This is a genomic window from Candidatus Phycosocius spiralis (assembly GCF_030158815.1).
Taxonomy (GTDB): Bacteria; Pseudomonadota; Alphaproteobacteria; order Caulobacterales; family Aquidulcibacteraceae; genus Aquidulcibacter; species Aquidulcibacter spiralis.
In genome coordinates this window covers 46,408-61,468 of sequence record NZ_BPFZ01000011.1, presented here as the reverse complement: position 1 = coordinate 61,468, position 15,061 = coordinate 46,408, and the positions used below count along the sequence as shown (strand labels likewise).

At 51.2% G+C, this 15,061-nt stretch carries 16 protein-coding genes; all 16 read left to right on the top strand.

The window, feature by feature from the left end; all coding sequences use genetic code 11:
• The first annotated feature begins 8 nt into the window (after positions 1-8).
• The 16 genes from PsB1_RS09000 (at position 9) to ccmE (ending at position 15,008) form a co-directional block, all read left to right on the top strand.
• Complete coding sequence (locus tag PsB1_RS09000) at positions 9-425, top strand: phage major tail protein, TP901-1 family (RefSeq protein ID WP_284360607.1); 417 nt, start codon at positions 9-11, stop codon at positions 423-425.
• Positions 422-718 (top strand): GTA-gp10 family protein, encoded by a 297-nt coding sequence (locus PsB1_RS08995; protein ID WP_284360573.1) that lies wholly within the window; start codon positions 422-424, stop codon positions 716-718. The genes PsB1_RS09000 and PsB1_RS08995 overlap by 4 nt, the downstream gene beginning before the upstream one ends.
• Entirely contained in the window at positions 715-912 is a 198-nt protein-coding gene (locus tag PsB1_RS08990; protein ID WP_284360571.1) for a phage tail assembly chaperone, read from the top strand. The genes PsB1_RS08995 and PsB1_RS08990 overlap by 4 nt, the downstream gene beginning before the upstream one ends.
• Positions 896-1,432 (top strand): phage tail tape measure C-terminal domain-containing protein, encoded by a 537-nt coding sequence (locus PsB1_RS08985; RefSeq protein ID WP_284360569.1) that lies wholly within the window; start codon positions 896-898, stop codon positions 1,430-1,432. The genes PsB1_RS08990 and PsB1_RS08985 overlap by 17 nt, the downstream gene beginning before the upstream one ends.
• A complete protein-coding gene (locus PsB1_RS08980; protein ID WP_284360567.1) occupies positions 1,429-2,061 on the top strand; it encodes a DUF2460 domain-containing protein in 633 nt (210 codons plus the stop codon). The genes PsB1_RS08985 and PsB1_RS08980 overlap by 4 nt, the downstream gene beginning before the upstream one ends.
• Positions 2,058-2,939: a phage/gene transfer agent baseplate hub protein gene (locus tag PsB1_RS08975; RefSeq protein ID WP_284360565.1), complete on the top strand. Its 882-nt coding sequence runs from the start codon at positions 2,058-2,060 to the stop codon at positions 2,937-2,939. Before PsB1_RS08980 ends, PsB1_RS08975 begins: the two co-directional genes overlap by 4 nt.
• The gene (locus tag PsB1_RS08970; protein ID WP_284360564.1) at positions 2,936-3,364 is read left to right on the top strand and encodes a C40 family peptidase; all 429 of its coding nucleotides are present in this window, start codon (positions 2,936-2,938) and stop codon (positions 3,362-3,364) included. The genes PsB1_RS08975 and PsB1_RS08970 overlap by 4 nt, the downstream gene beginning before the upstream one ends.
• 2 nt (positions 3,365-3,366) lie before the next feature.
• Positions 3,367-7,146 (top strand): baseplate multidomain protein megatron, encoded by a 3,780-nt coding sequence (locus PsB1_RS08965; RefSeq protein WP_284360563.1) that lies wholly within the window; start codon positions 3,367-3,369, stop codon positions 7,144-7,146.
• Between the two features lie 139 nt (positions 7,147-7,285).
• Complete coding sequence (locus PsB1_RS08960; RefSeq protein WP_284360562.1) at positions 7,286-8,230, top strand: DnaJ C-terminal domain-containing protein; 945 nt, start codon at positions 7,286-7,288, stop codon at positions 8,228-8,230.
• Positions 8,231-8,256: 26 nt separating this feature from the next.
• The gene (locus PsB1_RS08955) at positions 8,257-8,976 is read left to right on the top strand and encodes a gamma-glutamyl-gamma-aminobutyrate hydrolase family protein (protein WP_284360559.1); all 720 of its coding nucleotides are present in this window, start codon (positions 8,257-8,259) and stop codon (positions 8,974-8,976) included.
• Positions 8,977-9,152: 176 nt separating this feature from the next.
• Positions 9,153-9,443 carry a PepSY domain-containing protein gene (locus PsB1_RS08950; protein ID WP_284360558.1) on the top strand — a complete coding sequence of 97 codons (291 nt, stop codon included), beginning with the start codon at positions 9,153-9,155 and terminating at the stop codon, positions 9,441-9,443.
• A 28-nt stretch (positions 9,444-9,471) separates the two neighbouring features.
• Positions 9,472-10,149 carry a response regulator transcription factor gene (locus PsB1_RS08945; protein WP_284360556.1) on the top strand — a complete coding sequence of 226 codons (678 nt, stop codon included), beginning with the start codon at positions 9,472-9,474 and terminating at the stop codon, positions 10,147-10,149.
• A gap of 5 nt (positions 10,150-10,154) precedes the next feature.
• Complete coding sequence (locus tag PsB1_RS08940; RefSeq protein WP_284360554.1) at positions 10,155-11,537, top strand: ATP-binding protein; 1,383 nt, start codon at positions 10,155-10,157, stop codon at positions 11,535-11,537.
• Between the two features lie 138 nt (positions 11,538-11,675).
• A complete protein-coding gene (locus PsB1_RS08935) occupies positions 11,676-13,112 on the top strand; it encodes a hypothetical protein (protein ID WP_284360553.1) in 1,437 nt (478 codons plus the stop codon).
• Between the two features lie 94 nt (positions 13,113-13,206).
• Complete coding sequence (gene ccmI / locus PsB1_RS08930) at positions 13,207-14,397, top strand: c-type cytochrome biogenesis protein CcmI (protein ID WP_284360551.1); 1,191 nt, start codon at positions 13,207-13,209, stop codon at positions 14,395-14,397.
• Between the two features lie 74 nt (positions 14,398-14,471).
• The gene (gene ccmE, locus PsB1_RS08925) at positions 14,472-15,008 is read left to right on the top strand and encodes a cytochrome c maturation protein CcmE (RefSeq protein WP_284360549.1); all 537 of its coding nucleotides are present in this window, start codon (positions 14,472-14,474) and stop codon (positions 15,006-15,008) included.
• Positions 15,009-15,061: the final 53 nt, after the last annotated feature.

The window sequence follows — 15,061 nt, the reverse complement described above, 5'->3', positions numbered from 1 at the left end:
AGCCGATGATGGCAGGACAAGCAGGACGGGATGTCCTTTTAAAAGTTTCCAATGGCGAAGTAACACCCAGTTTCATCACGGTGGCGGGTCTGCGTGCTAAAACAATCGCCTTGTCTGCGCGATCGGTGGATGCAACCGCTGCTGACAGCCCCGGCGCATGGCGCGAACTTCTTTCGGGTGCCGGTTTGAAAGAGGCTAGCGTGACTGGGGCGGGAGTGTTTAAGGATGGAGCATCCGATGCGTTGGTGCGCTCCAGCTTTATGGTGCAAGATCGCCGCATTTGGCAGCTGATCATCCCAGATTTTGGCACGTTTGAAGGGCCGTTTCAGGTTGCAGCTCTTGAATATGGTGGCGCCCATGATGGCGAGGCAACTTTCTCGATGACACTGGCCAGTGCCGGTGAGTTGAGGTTTACCCCGCTATGAGTAGCCTACCTAACTGTGCTCGGGGTGAGGCGGTTATGCAAGCGGATGGGCGACCCCTTAAACTCTGCTTGACCTTGGGGGCATTGGCCCGTCTTGAAGCCGCCTTCAGTGTTGAAACTCTGCCGGATTTAGAAGCGCGTCTGCGTAATTTGTCGGGGCAAGATATTCTGGTTGTGATTTCGGCACTCTTAAGTGGGGAAAGCTTAAGCCCGTCTGATCTTGCTCAGTGCCGAATTGATCCAGAAGAGGCTGTACGCGCCATCGCCCAAGCTTTTGAAAGGGCAGGCGCATGAACATTCTGCCTTGGCATGACATGCTCGGTTCAGCTGCTGCAATGGGTTTGAGGCCAGCACAATTTTGGGAAGTGTCTGTTGCTGAATGGCGGGCACTGGCTGGGATCAATCCCGCTATGACTAAGCAAGATCTGCACGCCCTTCAGCACGCCTTCCCAGACCAACAGGAATTGGATTATGAACGGAACGAATAATAATTCATTGAATAATCAGCTGCAAGATGCCTCTGCGAGCTTGGATGCATTCGCGCGAGGACCGGCTCAAGATGCCGCAGATTTGATTGGCGATGCGTTTGCCAAGGCCGGCAAAAGAGTATCTAGCGCTTTAGGTGAGGCTGCGCGCAGTGGCGAACTTTCCGTACGCGGACTGGCTGCAAGCATTGTGCGGGACTTGTCGCAAATAGCGATTGATCGGTTTGTCACGGCACCGATCAATAACGCATTGGTGTCTGTATTTCGCGCCTTACCCAATTTTGGCGCGCGCGCCAATGGCGGACCGGTGGCAAGTGGAGGTGCTTATCTGGTCGGAGAGCGAGGCCCTGAATTATTTGTTCCCAATGCTGTAGGCCAAATCCAAACTGCGGGCTTCCCCTCACCAGTTTCAATTGTGATCAATATGGCACCGGGAAGTTCACTTGGTGAGGTTAAAAGGTCCTCAAATCAGATATCGGCGGCTTTGGCTCGTGCAGTTCAGCGTGGGAGCCTTTTAGTATGAGACAGTTTCACAACATCGCTTTTCCCTTAAAACTTGCACGTGGTGCAGTTGGAGGTCCTGAGCGGCGTACAGATATAGTTGAGCTCGCTGATGGCCGGGAAGCACGAAATAGCCCCTATTCAGCTTCAAAACGCCGTTGGGAGGTTAGCTCCTCAATCCGCAATTTGGATGATTTGGCGACGATTACCGCTTTTTTTGAAGCACGGTTTGGGCGGCTTTATGGATTTCGGTTCCGCGACCCGTCAGACTTTAAAAGTTGTCCCCCGCTTCAAACACCCACTCCATTCGATCAGTTGTTGGGAACTGGCGATGCCACCAACAAGACATTTCAGCTCCAAAAAACCTATGGAGATGCTGCGGGATCAAGTGTTCGCCCGATTATTCTACCTGTCTTGGGCAGTGTACGCATTGGGGTTGGCAATACTGAATTACCCGCAAGTGGGTTCACGGTTGAGGATTTAACGGGGACAATTACCCTTGCATTAGCGCCTGCTAATGGGGTTTTGGTACGGGCGGGATTTCGCTTCGATACTCCTGTTCGATTTGATAGCGATCGATTGGATATCGCCCATGATGCCTTTGATGCTGGGCGAGTTGTTGCGCTCAGTCTTGTGGAAATCAGCATATGAGGCAGCTCAACCCAGCACTTACGGCCAAATTGGTAGAAGGCGTGACCACTTTAGCCCGCGCATGGCGGCTAACGCGTAAGGATGGTTTCATCGTGGCAGCAACTGAGCATGATCGAGATTTAACTCGGCTAGGCACTTTGTTTCAGGCTAGCATCAGCTTGCGCGAAAATGCTCTAGAAAAGGAGCTGTCGCTCAGCCCAGGCCATGGAGCTTTATCGGGTGCTTTGCGGTTAGATCGGGTGAGTGAGGCCGACGTCAGGATTGGCTTGTGGGATCAGGCGAAGGTTGAAGCATTTGCGTTTGATTGGACCGATGCAGAAAGCGCAATCCATTTATGGTCAGGGACTGTGCAGTCTATCACCTGCCAAGGTCATGCGTTTGAATTAAGTATTACCAGTCTTGATCCTAACCTTAATCAAGTTATCGGCAAAGTTTATGCAAGAACCTGCGATGCGCAGCTCGGTGATGGTCGCTGCAAGGCCGACTTAAGCACGCCTACGCGATCTTGGAACAGTGTGATCACAAGCATACCCAATGATCGCACCCTGATTGTGCCAAAACCTGCTGCAATCGTACTGGATCATTGGGTTGGGGGAAGTTGCGCGTTCCAGACTGGCCCTGCGGCAAACTGGAAAACAAGCCTAGCCAAGCTGGAGTTTGCGCAAAACGAAATCGCGCTCGCTTTAGCTCAACCAATGCCAATCATGGCCCAAGCTGGCAATCGTGTACTCTTAAAAGTGGGGTGCGATAAATCCTACGCGACTTGTCGAGATCGATTTCAAAACCAGCTTAACTTTCGTGGAGTGCCGACATTGCCTGGCGATGATGCGGTGTTTTCTGGCCCTGCCATTTCAGGCAACACCGGGGGGCGGCGATGAGGTTAGAGGTTCTTGAAAAGGCTCGGGCTTGGCTGGGCACGCCCTTTGTTCCCGAAGCCAGTTTACGTGGTATTGGAACTGATTGTGTCGGCTTGATCGAAGGCATTGCCCGTGAACTTGGTATGGCTTGCCCGGATCGGCAAAGCTTGAACCAGGATTTAGAAGCCGCTGCCCATGCCTTTTTACGGCCCTGCCCTGAGCCAGTTCCTGGCACTTTGATCCTATTGTCGCAACAGCCCTTCGGGCCGCCGGTCCATGCCGGATTGGTCAGTGAAAATGGCCGTTTTATCCATGCCCATTGGACGGCGGGGGTGGTTGAAAACCGCTATGGCAGCTGGTTTAGCGTGCGCACAACCCACGTATTTGACTGGCCCGCTATGATCCCGTCTCAAGCCCATTCCATCAAGTCCGAAGAAAGAGTCTAAGTATGGCAACCCTTATACTTTCAACTGTTGGATCCGCTCTTTTTGGGCCTGTTGGTGGGTTTGTTGGGGCGATGGCAGGTTCAGCCTTGGATGCAACGATCCAAACAAGTCTGACACCAACACGAGTACAGCCATCCAGATTATCCAATCTTAAGGTTCAAGGAGGTGGGGAAGGTGCGGCGATCCCTATCGTTTACGGTGCAGGTCGCATCACTGGGCAAATCATTTGGGCGGCTCAGTTTAAGGAAAGCACATCCAAAAGAACCGTTGGGGGTAAAGGTGGGCAGCGTGTCGTTGAGCGCTCTTATTCATTAAGCTTCGCTATTGGCTTATGCGAAGGACCGATTGGCGGCATCGGTCGAGTTTGGGTGAATGGGGAGAAGTTTGACCTATCGACGGTCACCTATCGGTTGTATCTGGGCGATGAAACCCAAATGCCTGATATGATAATTGAAGCTATTGAAGGCATTAATTTTGCACCGGCCTTTCGCGGTTTGGCCTATATTGTGTTTGAGGATTTGGCACTGGCGGGGTTTAATGATCGCATTCCTCAATTCTCGTTTGAAGTTTTTGCTCAATCACCATCATCTTCAAAAGGGCCTCGTTTGGCTGATTTAGCGCGCGCGGTTTGCTTAATTCCGGGGGCAGGGGAATTTGCCTATGCGACAACGCCAATCACCACGCGGTGGGGCGGGGGGGAGGCCAAAGGTGAAAATCTCCATGTTAAAAGCGCGCAAACCGATTTGGTGGTTTCTCTCGATCAATTGGGGCGCGATTTACCCAATGTTCGCGCCATATCCTTAGTTATTGCCTGGTTTGGTACTGATCTGCGCGCTGGCATGTGCAAAATTCAACCCCGGGTTGATCAAGCCTATAAGGTCACCCAGCCGCGGGCTTGGCAAGTTGCGGGCCTATCTCGACAAAAAGCAGAATTGGTCACGCAAGTGGATGATCGGCCCGCTTATGGTGGCTCACCAGAAGACCAAAGCGTGATTGAGGCGATTCAAGAGTTAAAAGGACGGGGGCATTTTGTTACCCATAATCCTTTTGTGATGATGGACATTCCAGCCACCAACACTTTGCCAAATCCTTATGCAACCAACACCAGCGGTATCGGCCAAGCGCCTTATCCTTGGCGAGGCCGTATCACCTGCTATCCTGGACCTCATCAACAAGGATCTGCGGACGGTACCGCATCTGCGGCTAATCAAGTCGCTGCGTTTTTTGGTACAGCCACGGCTGCGCAGTTTCAACTTCGTGGACGCGAGGTGATCTATTCCGGACCAGCCGAATGGTCCTATCGGCGCTTTATTCTCCATCAAGCAGCCCTCGCCAAAGCTGCTGGCGGGGTTGATGGCTTTTTGATTGGCTCTGAGCTGATCGGTCTTACACGGTTACGATCATCTGACGGGAGTTTTCCGGCTGTAACTGCACTTCGCGCTTTGGCAGCAGAGGTACGCCTTATCCTTGGACCAAACGTCCAATTAGGCTATGGGGCTGACTGGACAGAATATGGTGCATATAGCCCGCCTGGAACTTCCGATCTTCGTTTTCCACTCGACCCATTATGGGCAGATCCCGAGATCAACTTCATTGGCATCGACTGGTATCCACCCTTGACCGATCGCCGTGCAGGCGACCCAAAGCCCGATCTCAACCTGTATAAAGCTGGGATTGAAGCAGGGGAAGCCTATGATTTTTATTATGTTAATGACCAAGCTAGGCTGGCTAAGCAGCGCACCCCTATTACCGATGGCGCATATCAGGAGCCCTGGGTGTGGCGGCAAAAGGATTTACGTGGCTTTTGGTCCAACGCGCATTATGAGCGAAATGGAGGGGTTAGAGTCAGCAAGCCAACACCTTGGGTTCCCAAAAGTAAACCCATCTATCTTATGGAGGTTGGGTTTCCTGCCGTTGATAAGGGTGCCAACCGCCCCAGTGTCTTCCCGGACCCCAAATCATCTGAAGCCGGTTTGCCACCTTTTTCTAATGGGCAGCGCGATGATGGCGAACAACGCTTAGCCCTTGAAGCGACATTATCTTATTGGCGTGACAATAATCCCATCTCCCCTCTTTATGGCAAGCCCATGCTTAATCTGGATCATATATATTTATGGACATGGGATGCACGGCCGTTTCCTCATTTTCCTCAATTGCAATCCGTATGGGGCGATGGTGCTTATGCTGCTAAAGGCCATTGGCTGGCCGGGCGGGCCGGCGCATTGCCTATAAGGGATATTCTTGCCGATATCGGTGTGCGTGCGGGTTTATCGCGCCTGGACACCTCAAGTGTGGAAGGCTATATCGAGGGCTATCTTATAGAAAACCCAAGCGATGCGCGCACTTTGTTTGAGCAATTGGCAAAGCCGTTTGGCCTAGAAGCCCAACCTGCATTCGACAGTTTGCGGCTTAAAACCATCCCCCCCAGTGTTGGATTGATTGATTTAAGTCCTAAGGATTTTGTCCTCAACCAAACTAAACCTGCATTGAGCAGAGCCCTCTTGCTACATGAGCAACCAAGATCTGCCCGGGCCACAACCTATGCCAGTGAGCGAGATTATCAGCCTGCCACGTATCAAGCAGGGTCGACCAGCAATCAGGCCAACCAGCTCAATGTAACCTTACCCGTTGTGATCGATGCAACCAGTCGCAAAGCCGTCAGCGAGTATTTAGCTCAAAGCGCACCAATGGAAGTTTTGAGTGGATCCTTAAGTGGACGCATGGCCGCTTTGTTGGAGGTTGGTGATCGATTTAGCTGGGAAGATGGCACGATATGGCGGGTGGATCGCTTGGAAGGGGCATGGGGACAAGAGCTGACAGCATCGCGTGCACCCAGCGCCCAATTAGCTAGCATTTCCAGCTATTTTGTTGACCCCACTCCGCAACTTCCCGTGATCGTTTCACCGCCAAATATAGTGATGTTGGATTTGCCGGCACCATTTGTGTCAACCCAATCACCCCAACCCCATTTTGGTGCCTACGCCAAACCATGGCCTAATGAGATCGAGATTGTGTTGGGAGACAAGCAAATCGCGCGCCTTAATCGCCCCATGCTGGCTGGGGAATTAAATAGCACCCTTGATCCGGCTCCAATTTCACGCAGGCTTGGCATGGGTTGTCAAGTGGTGTTTTCTAATGATCAAACCCCACCTACATCGGGTAAAGGCGCGTTCATAGCGGACAACCAGATCCTTGATATCGTAACTTGGCAGGCTGTTAACCTGGTCGGACCACAGACTTGGCGCTTGAACGGACTGGTGCGCGGTTATCTGGGAGTTGCACAAGCCCCCGCCATTGCATCGGGTACCAGCTTTATTGTGCTCAACGAAGCCATTGGCATTGGCAGTCTTGATCAAAACTTGTGGGGATCGACTTTATCTTATGCAGGCCAGCCTGTTGGCGAAGCACAATTGGCGACAATTCTAAACGCACGGTTTCGTGCTTCGGCCCAAAAGCCTTGGTCACCCTGCCATGCTAAAGCTAAACGCCGTAGCGATGGTGTTATGGTGAGTTGGATCCGAAGGGCTTGGGGTGATGGCGATAGTTGGGATGTGCCCATTGTACCCCTTGGCTGCGCTAGTGAAAAATATCGGATCAGATTGATGACTTCTTCTGGGGTTATGGTGCATGAAGCTGTGACCGACACGCCAAGCTATCTATACCCGCGCGCCAAAGAATTGGCTGATTTTGGTACCCAACAAGCCCTGTTACATGTTGAGATTTGTCAATTGGGTACGTCTGACCTTGTAGGTTATCCTTTGGTAGACCAGCTTGCATTGTAGTGGGGTGAAATGGTAGCTGGGTGAAATGCCCCCTTTCGCGACGCGCAAGGAGCGCCTAAGTCTAGTCATGTTCTGGGCGATCCCAACGGTTGACGTTGGCGACGTTTGACTATGACTCAAGACGGTGGGAGATCAATGCGTGGCCGAGGATCCTTATTCCGTATTGGGCGTCGCGCGCGGCGCGCCGTTTGCAGACGTTCGTAAAGCGTATCGTAAGCTCGCCAAACAGCTGCATCCTGACGCCAACCCCAATAATAAAGCTGCTGAAGAGCGGTTTAAGCGCGTCTCCGCCGCTTTTAATTTTCTCGATGATCCCGACCGTAAAGCCAGTTATGACCGCGGTGAAATTGACGCGGACGCTAATCCAAAATTTGCTGGTTTTGGCGGCGGGGGACGCGGGCCATTTGGTGGCGGCGATCCATTTGGACCTGGTGGGTTTTTTGGTGCTGGTGGGGCGCACCAACGCGGGAGTGGCCCTGGCGCAGTCGATTTTGAAGATATGTTTGGGGATTTATTCGGGGCTGCCTTTGGGTCACGCGGCGGGCCAAAACCTGGCTTTCAAGCAGGCGCTAAGGGCCAAGATCTTCATGCGACCCTGCAAATCAGTTTTGAGGATGCGATTTCTGGTGCCAAACAGCGCGTCAAAATTGGTGACCGCAGCATTGAGGTTGCGATCCCTGCTGGGGTTGAAACAGGGCGGACTTTACGGTTGCGTGGCCAAGGTGGGCCGGGGCGTGGTGGTATGCCCGCTGGCGACGTAATGGTCACGATTAACGTCACTCCCCACTCGGTATTTCATCGTGACGGTGATGATGTACGAATGGATTTGCCTGTATCCTTGCAGGAGGTGCTAAATGGGGGCCGCATCGAAGCCACCATACCCAATGGAACAGTCGCGCTAAACATTCCCGCTGGATCAAACTCTGGGACAGTATTGCGGCTCAAGGGTAAAGGGGTCGCGCGACCCGGAACACCGGGCGATTTATTTATTCGTTTAATCATCGCTTTGCCTGAAGGGAATAATGCTAGCTTAAAGGAAGTTCTGACCAATTGGGACCGCCGAGATGATCCTCCTAAACGTTAGCACTACACTTTGCTTTGGGGAAAGCTGTGCTTGCCATCGATCATAAGCCGATCATCGGCATCATTTTGGATGAGAATACCAGTCAGGGTGCCACGGCCTACGAAGCTGGTAAAGGCTATTTCCGAGCGATTGAACGAGCTGGTGGTATTGGTATAGGCCTGTCCTATAGCCCAGATTCAGTACTCTTTGCTTTGCGTATATGTGCTGGCCTTTTATCGACAGGGGCTCGCATCCAGTTCCCCGCCGATTGGTACCGTGCTGATCAAACAAGCCAAGCGCCCCAGTCTGAGCGGTTCGAGATAGAGCGCGCCCTGGTTGAAGCTTTTTTACTAGAAGATCGACCCTATCTGGGAATTTGTAACGGCATGCAGATGTTAGCCTGCCTCACTGGCTCGTTAATGAGTGGCGATATCGCCCGCTATACGGACGGCACTATCCCTCATGATGATCCGACGACCCGGCATGAAATTGACGTTATAGCTGGGACAAAGCTGCATGCCATAATCGGTAAGGATCGCCTGATTGTGAATAGTTTTCACCGAGAATGTGTCGTAGAGGTCGGCGCGCATCTGAAGGTCTCAGCTTATTCCATCGATGGGATTATCGAAGCGGTTGAGCGAGCTGATAAATCTTTTGCCCTTGGCATTCAATGGCATGGTGAGCGTCTCCTCGATGAGAGCGAAGATGCACAGGCTGTATTTTCAGCTTTCGTCCAGGCCTGCCGCATTTATGCGCAATGTGCATAATTCGCATTTTGCGCCAAAGACAGCCTTTCAAATGATGCGATCTATTGATTTGTCATATATACTTGTTTTGCGTCTCATTTCGATCAGGGTGGCTTGAAACGATGCAGGACAATAAACAAAGGCGTTTAGACCAGGTTCAGCAACTTCCTATTAGTTTAGGCGCTATGAAACCCTCAATGGCACTTTTGATCTTTATGGCTTTGCTTGGGGCAAGCGTAAGTTCCCGGCACGCTGAAGCCAATCGTGGGCCCGCAGCTGGCCTGTTCGTGCGGGTTAGTCAAACGGTGCCGTTGTCGCAGGTGCTAGATCGGATCAATGATATTGAGCCTGGTACGCAATTGGATACCAGTCTGATCAGTGAAAACGGCCATCCCTATTATATTGTGCGCTGGCAGGCTTCGCGTGGGCGGATCATAATCTTCAAAGTTGACGCTCAAACTGGCCAGATCGTGGGACGACAGGGATGATCTGGAGCCCAAAAAAAGGACATTGCATATGCGCTGTTTAGTTGTTGAGGATGATCCTGATTTGCGCCGCCAGCTAGAGCGCGCCCTCCTTGATGCGGGGTATGCTGTTGATGTCGCAAGCGATGGCGAGGAAGGACATTTTCTAGGGGATACAGAACCTTATGACGCTATAATCTTAGACCTTGGTTTGCCCGTGGTGGATGGGGTGACCATTTTAGAGCGCTGGCGAAAGGCGGGTAAGTTGGTCCCTGTTTTAATCTTGACCGCGCGGGATCGCTGGAGTGAGAAGGTCGCAGGCTTTGACGCCGGGGCCGACGATTATGTGACCAAGCCCTTCCATATGGAAGAACTATTGGCGCGCTTGCGCGCTTTGGTTCGCCGCGCCGCTGGCCACGCGACACCCGCTTTAGAATGCGGCGCGCTTCGCCTTGATTCACGCGCACAACGCGCGACTGTGGATGGCAACCCGGTTAAGCTTACAAGTCATGAATTGCGCCTTTTGACCTATCTGATGCATCATGCAGGGCGGGTAATTCCCCGTTCTGAGCTGATTGAGCATATTTATGATCAAGATTTTGATCGTGATTCCAATACAATTGAAGTGTTTGTGGGCCGACTTAGAAAAAAGATCGGTCAAGACAGAATCTCTACAGTGCGCGGGCTTGGCTATCAATTGCTCGACCCTGATGCTCCGCTAGGTGTGTAAGGCGGGTGAAACGATCTTCCTCTTTAGCTGGGCGTTTGGTCGGGGTTGCCGCGATTTGGTCTGCCTTTGTGTTGGTAGGGACAGGATATGGCCTGACCGCTTTGTTTCGCACAACGGTGTTTGAAGCTTTTGACCAGGAATTGGCCGTCTCCATTGATGCTTTGGCGGCAAGTGTTGAAACCGATCAAGCGGGTCAGTTGCGTATAAAGCGTCCACCAACCGATCCCCGTTTTGTTAAACCCCTATCAGGCCATTATTGGCGCGTAGTAGATGTCGAAGGTCCTTTGCTTATTCAAAAGGTGGGCGTCACCTCTAGGTCGGTTTGGGATAGACCTTTTATTCCCAGCGCCGACCTCCTCAATCAGGTGCGTGCGGCACCAGGATCGACTCAAAGCGTTGATATCGTGAGGGCAGGAGAGAAGTTGCGCATTGCGGGTCGATTGGTGCAATTACCAAACCGACGATATCCCACATTGATCATGGTCGGGGCCGATACCCAAGAAGCTGTCGATGCTGCTGCACGATTTGCGTTGATTTTGACTCTAGGATTGATCGCCTTGGCGCTTGGATTGTTGGGTGCGATTTTCTTGCAAGTTCAACTGGGCCTAGAGCCCTTGCGTCAGATGGGACGCCAATTGGGGAAAATCCGCGCTGGCTGTTTAGAACGCTTGGACGAAGACGTACCTCGTGAATTAGCCCCATTGGCAAGCGAACTCAATGCGCTTTTGACCCACAACCAAGAAGTGGTTGAACGCGCGCGAACCCATGTAGGCAATCTTGCCCATGCACTCAAAACCCCCTTATCCGTGATGCTCACCGAGGCGCGCCATAAAAGCGGCGATTTTGAAGATCTAGTAGCCAGACAATGTGAAACCATGTCCCGCCAGGTTGAGCATTATCTCAAGCGGGCAACAGCGGCAGCTCGGGCAGAAACCTTAGGTACCCGGACGCCAATTGGTCCAGTCTTGGAAGATATGTGCAAAACTCTGCGCCGCTTATTCGCTATGGATGGGGTCAAAGTGTCATGTTCCTACGATAATCATTTGATTTTTCGTGGTGAGAGAGAGGATTTGGAGGATATGATTGGCAATCTGGCTGAAAATGCATGTAAATATGGCGGTGGATTGGTTGAAATCAGGGCCAGAGCTGCCTCTAACACACATATTGAAATTGCCATTGAAGATGATGGCCAAGGGCTTGATGACCTTGCTTTGCTCTCAGCCCGAAAACGCGGCGCGCGGATAGATGAATCCTTGCCGGGATCGGGTTTGGGCCTGTCTATTAGCGATGATCTCGTGCGTGTCTATGGTGGCAGCCTCATTTTGGGTCGATCTTCTTATGGCGGATTAAAGGCACAACTCTTAATACCTGCTGCAGAAAAAGTTTAGTCACACCTGCTTATCGCACATAGGAAAGCGTTAGAGTATAGATTGTCAGCAAGATTATAAGTATTTATTTGTTGGTAACATAGTATAAGGTGTCTTGAACTAGTTTGCGTATAAAGTGTCTGTTATCAAGTTGAGGGCATGAAAGTTTTAACCGATGAACAGATTGCCGCTTTAAGGACAATTGTCCTTGCTACTACGCATGCAAATTCTCATGAAGTGTGGTCATTATTAGAGCGCGTCAAACTTGAGGGAAACCGCCCTAATGCCATCATAGATTTATTGGAAACGCTACGTCAGGCTGGAATAATCCCGAATTTCCTTGATGGCGTTGGGAAAAGCCGTATTCCTGGATTTGACCGTTTGTTCTGGGAGCCCTTTTCAGGTTTATTTGCAAGTCAAGAACTCAGCAACCTTGTACCAGGATCTCTGCCGCGCCAAGGGTTGGCGCAAGTTTGGCATGTCATATCGACGCAATTGGCCAATGATGTTTTTACCGAATTAGATCCCTTGATCCGCGATGCCAGTCTTAAGGGTGATGTGAAGGGGGCACAAAATCTTGCAAATGGCTATCGCGATGTGGTCCTTGAACGCATTTCTGATGTGTCAGATGAGCAATTAGCTATTCTAGGAGATACCCCTGAAAGCAGCCTGATCCTCGATCGTTTACGTCCATTGCTTTTGGCCAATAAGCTCAACAATGAATTATGGACAGGTTCACAAAGCCGATATGGTGATATGCATGAAAACTCAATCATGCATCTCACTAAATGTGTCCGCAAACAAGAAGCGCATGATATCAAGGTGGGCGTTGAACTTATGCTGCTTAATATGTCGACCTTGGACAAGCCTTTTCACATCTTGCGCGTGGTAAAAAAACTATTACCCACTTTCGATGATATCAAGATAGACACAACCCCTTATGGGTTGATTGGACGGCGGATTTTGGGTCTAATCCATCAGCAAAGCCAGCTGATCTGGGAAGAATATAACAAAACCATCTTTAACGCCCAGCGTATGATCAATGCCCTAAATCGACATATTCTTTTGGCCAACGGACTTTCAAAAAGTCAATTACTTAATTACTTAGGACCTTGGCAGCAGGAATTGACCGAGATATGCTCACGTACAGGTCAAATATTAGAAGATATCTGTGAGGGTGCTGTCACAGCCTTAGAGCAGGTGTTGCCCCGTGAATCGGTACGCAAGGGTAAAATCGCGACGACCATTCTGCCTCGCGTATCGGTGAAAATTGATTCAGAAGCCGTACAAGTCGCACGGTCTTATTTGGAGTTTTTGTCCGCAATCCGCCATTTAGCCAACGAAGCTGGAATTGCTGTGGTAAGTCAAAAAGTTATAAAGTCCTGCGCTGATTATCTAGATTTTACTGCCGATGCCTTGGTGCAATTAGTCTATGAAAACAATCCTTCACGCTATTTAGATGACTATATCTGGGCTACAACCCTGCTCTATTCTGCTTTGGATGGTAACCGAGCTGCAACTGGTTTTGAGCGCAGAATTGCGGCCTTGAAGTCCAAACAGATCAAGGCCACTAAAATGGTACCAAAAGGGGTGTAACTTGCAGCATATTATCCTATAATCGTGCCCCCTAGCATCATTGTGTCCCGTGACATTTTACCAATTTTCCCAGAAATCATTGGGGTAAATATGCATGTCTGCCCTTAATTTGAGTTCTATTGCGCCACTTGTACTGCCGGCAACGTTCTGGGCCACAGTGTTGATGATTTTAACGGGCGCTGCTTGGTGGATCTTGAGGGCTGGTGCCAAAATCAGACAAGACGAAACCGACCGCCCAGACCTTCTTGTCTATCAGGACCAACTCCAGGAGCTGGATCGTGATGTTAACCAAGGCAGAATATCGATGGAGGCTGCACAAGCGGGTCGTTTGGAAATTGGTCGCCGTTTGATCATTGCCCGTGACCGCATCATTGGGGAAGGTATCGTCCTGAATCGCGCTTTGGTGAGCGCAGTAGCCCTTGTCACAGCTGTGTTAGCGGGCGGACTTTATGTAGTATTTGGATCACCAAATCTTCCTGATCAGCCTTTTTCTGTCCGTCAAGCCCAGCTTTTAGCCCGAGCCCCTGAAACCTTAAGCGAAGAGGAAATTTTGCTCTTATTGCAAGAGCAAGCCAAGAAAAACCCCGAAGATGCATTGCCGCACGCTTTAATGGCACAAGTTATGGTCAGCTCTGGCCGTGATCAAGATGCGCTTCGCGCCTATCAAGCAGCATTGCGACGCAACCCAACCAATCCTGAATGGATTGCTGAAACAGGTGGCGTTTTAATGCGGCTAAATGACAACCAACTTGGACCAGATGCTCAAAGAGCTTTAGAAGCGGCCCTGAGCCTTGATCCAAATTCACCGTCTGCGGCTTTCTATTTGGGTCTTGCCCGATGGCACGCCGGCAACTACAAGGATGGGCTAGCCATTTGGCGTCGTGCCTATGAGAGCAATGCTGGCCAAACCAATAATCAAAATCTTTTAGTGGCGCGGGCTATCGATGTCTTGTCCCAATTAGACCGTGGTCCGGACATGGACGGGTCTCAAACGCCCAAAAATGCTATGATGGGTGCTGACCCAAAAGCACAACAAGCCTTCATTAAAGCAATGGTAGCGGCCCGCGTCGCCCGCGTAACAAGCGATCCTGCAAACCCGTCCTTACGCCTTTCTGCGGCGCGCGTACTGATGATGACCGGGCAAGTGAACGCCGCCAAGTCAATGCTTCAAGCCGGTGAAACAATTGCCCAAAAGGACCCATTTTTAAAGGCGCTGTATCAAACCTGCTTAGCAAGCATTGGCGATGTTGCTTCTGCTCCATTAACACCAATGCCGAAAAGGTGAGTTTTTGTGAGCGAAAGATTGCTTTCCATTCAAAGCGCCAGACAGTAAGGTGTTATAAACCGAGAGTGTCCCCTATGCGCAGACGTGATCGTCGCCTTCTTTTGATTTGTGCTGCTGGTGTCGTCCTTTTGGGCGCGACGGCGGTTGCTAGTCTGGCGCTTAAGGATACGGCGTCTTTCTTTTTCTCGCCTGCTGATGCCGCGAAGAAAAAGCCCGTAGCGGGCACCCAGGCCCGCATCGGCGGCTTGGTCGCAAAGGGTACGGTGGTGCGCAGCGAAAACGGTGTGGTCAATTTCGTTGTCACAGACGGCACAGCAGACTTGCGGGTGAACTACCGCGGCGTATTGCCCGATTTGTTTCGCGAGGGCCAAGGCGTGATCGCTGAAGGTCGTTTTCGATCCAATGATGTTTTTGAGGCGCGCACGATCCTAGCCCGCCATGATGAAAATTACATGCCCAAGGAAGTCGCCGATGCGCTTAAAGCCTCGGGTCAATGGCGTGAGGCACCCATGCCGGTTAGCCAAGCTGGGCAAAAAACCAGCGATCTTTCATCGATAAGCTCTGGCTCGACCAACGTCCCATCTAGAACGCTGTATTCGGGCTCCAACTGAGTGGACTTCAGGTCAGTTTGCTCGGGATTCAACAGCCAAAGCAGTTGAAGCGC

Excerpts from the sequence above, each read along its gene's own strand:
- PsB1_RS09000 (WP_284360607.1), top strand. The coding sequence starts at position 9 with ATGGCAGGACAAGCAGGACGGGATGTCCTTTTAAAAGTTTCCAATGGC.
- PsB1_RS08995 (WP_284360573.1), top strand. The coding sequence starts at position 422 with ATGAGTAGCCTACCTAACTGTGCTCGGGGTGAGGCGGTTATGCAAGCG.
- PsB1_RS08990 (WP_284360571.1), top strand. The coding sequence starts at position 715 with ATGAACATTCTGCCTTGGCATGACATGCTCGGTTCAGCTGCTGCAATG.
- PsB1_RS08985 (WP_284360569.1), top strand. The coding sequence starts at position 896 with ATGAACGGAACGAATAATAATTCATTGAATAATCAGCTGCAAGATGCC.
- PsB1_RS08980 (WP_284360567.1), top strand. The coding sequence starts at position 1,429 with ATGAGACAGTTTCACAACATCGCTTTTCCCTTAAAACTTGCACGTGGT.
- PsB1_RS08975 (WP_284360565.1), top strand. The coding sequence starts at position 2,058 with ATGAGGCAGCTCAACCCAGCACTTACGGCCAAATTGGTAGAAGGCGTG.
- PsB1_RS08970 (WP_284360564.1), top strand. The coding sequence starts at position 2,936 with ATGAGGTTAGAGGTTCTTGAAAAGGCTCGGGCTTGGCTGGGCACGCCC.
- PsB1_RS08965 (WP_284360563.1), top strand. The coding sequence starts at position 3,367 with ATGGCAACCCTTATACTTTCAACTGTTGGATCCGCTCTTTTTGGGCCT.
- PsB1_RS08950 (WP_284360558.1), top strand. The coding sequence starts at position 9,153 with ATGGCACTTTTGATCTTTATGGCTTTGCTTGGGGCAAGCGTAAGTTCC.
- PsB1_RS08945 (WP_284360556.1), top strand. The coding sequence starts at position 9,472 with ATGCGCTGTTTAGTTGTTGAGGATGATCCTGATTTGCGCCGCCAGCTA.
- PsB1_RS08935 (WP_284360553.1), top strand. The coding sequence starts at position 11,676 with ATGAAAGTTTTAACCGATGAACAGATTGCCGCTTTAAGGACAATTGTC.
- ccmI (WP_284360551.1), top strand. The coding sequence starts at position 13,207 with ATGTCTGCCCTTAATTTGAGTTCTATTGCGCCACTTGTACTGCCGGCA.
- ccmE (WP_284360549.1), top strand. The coding sequence starts at position 14,472 with ATGCGCAGACGTGATCGTCGCCTTCTTTTGATTTGTGCTGCTGGTGTC.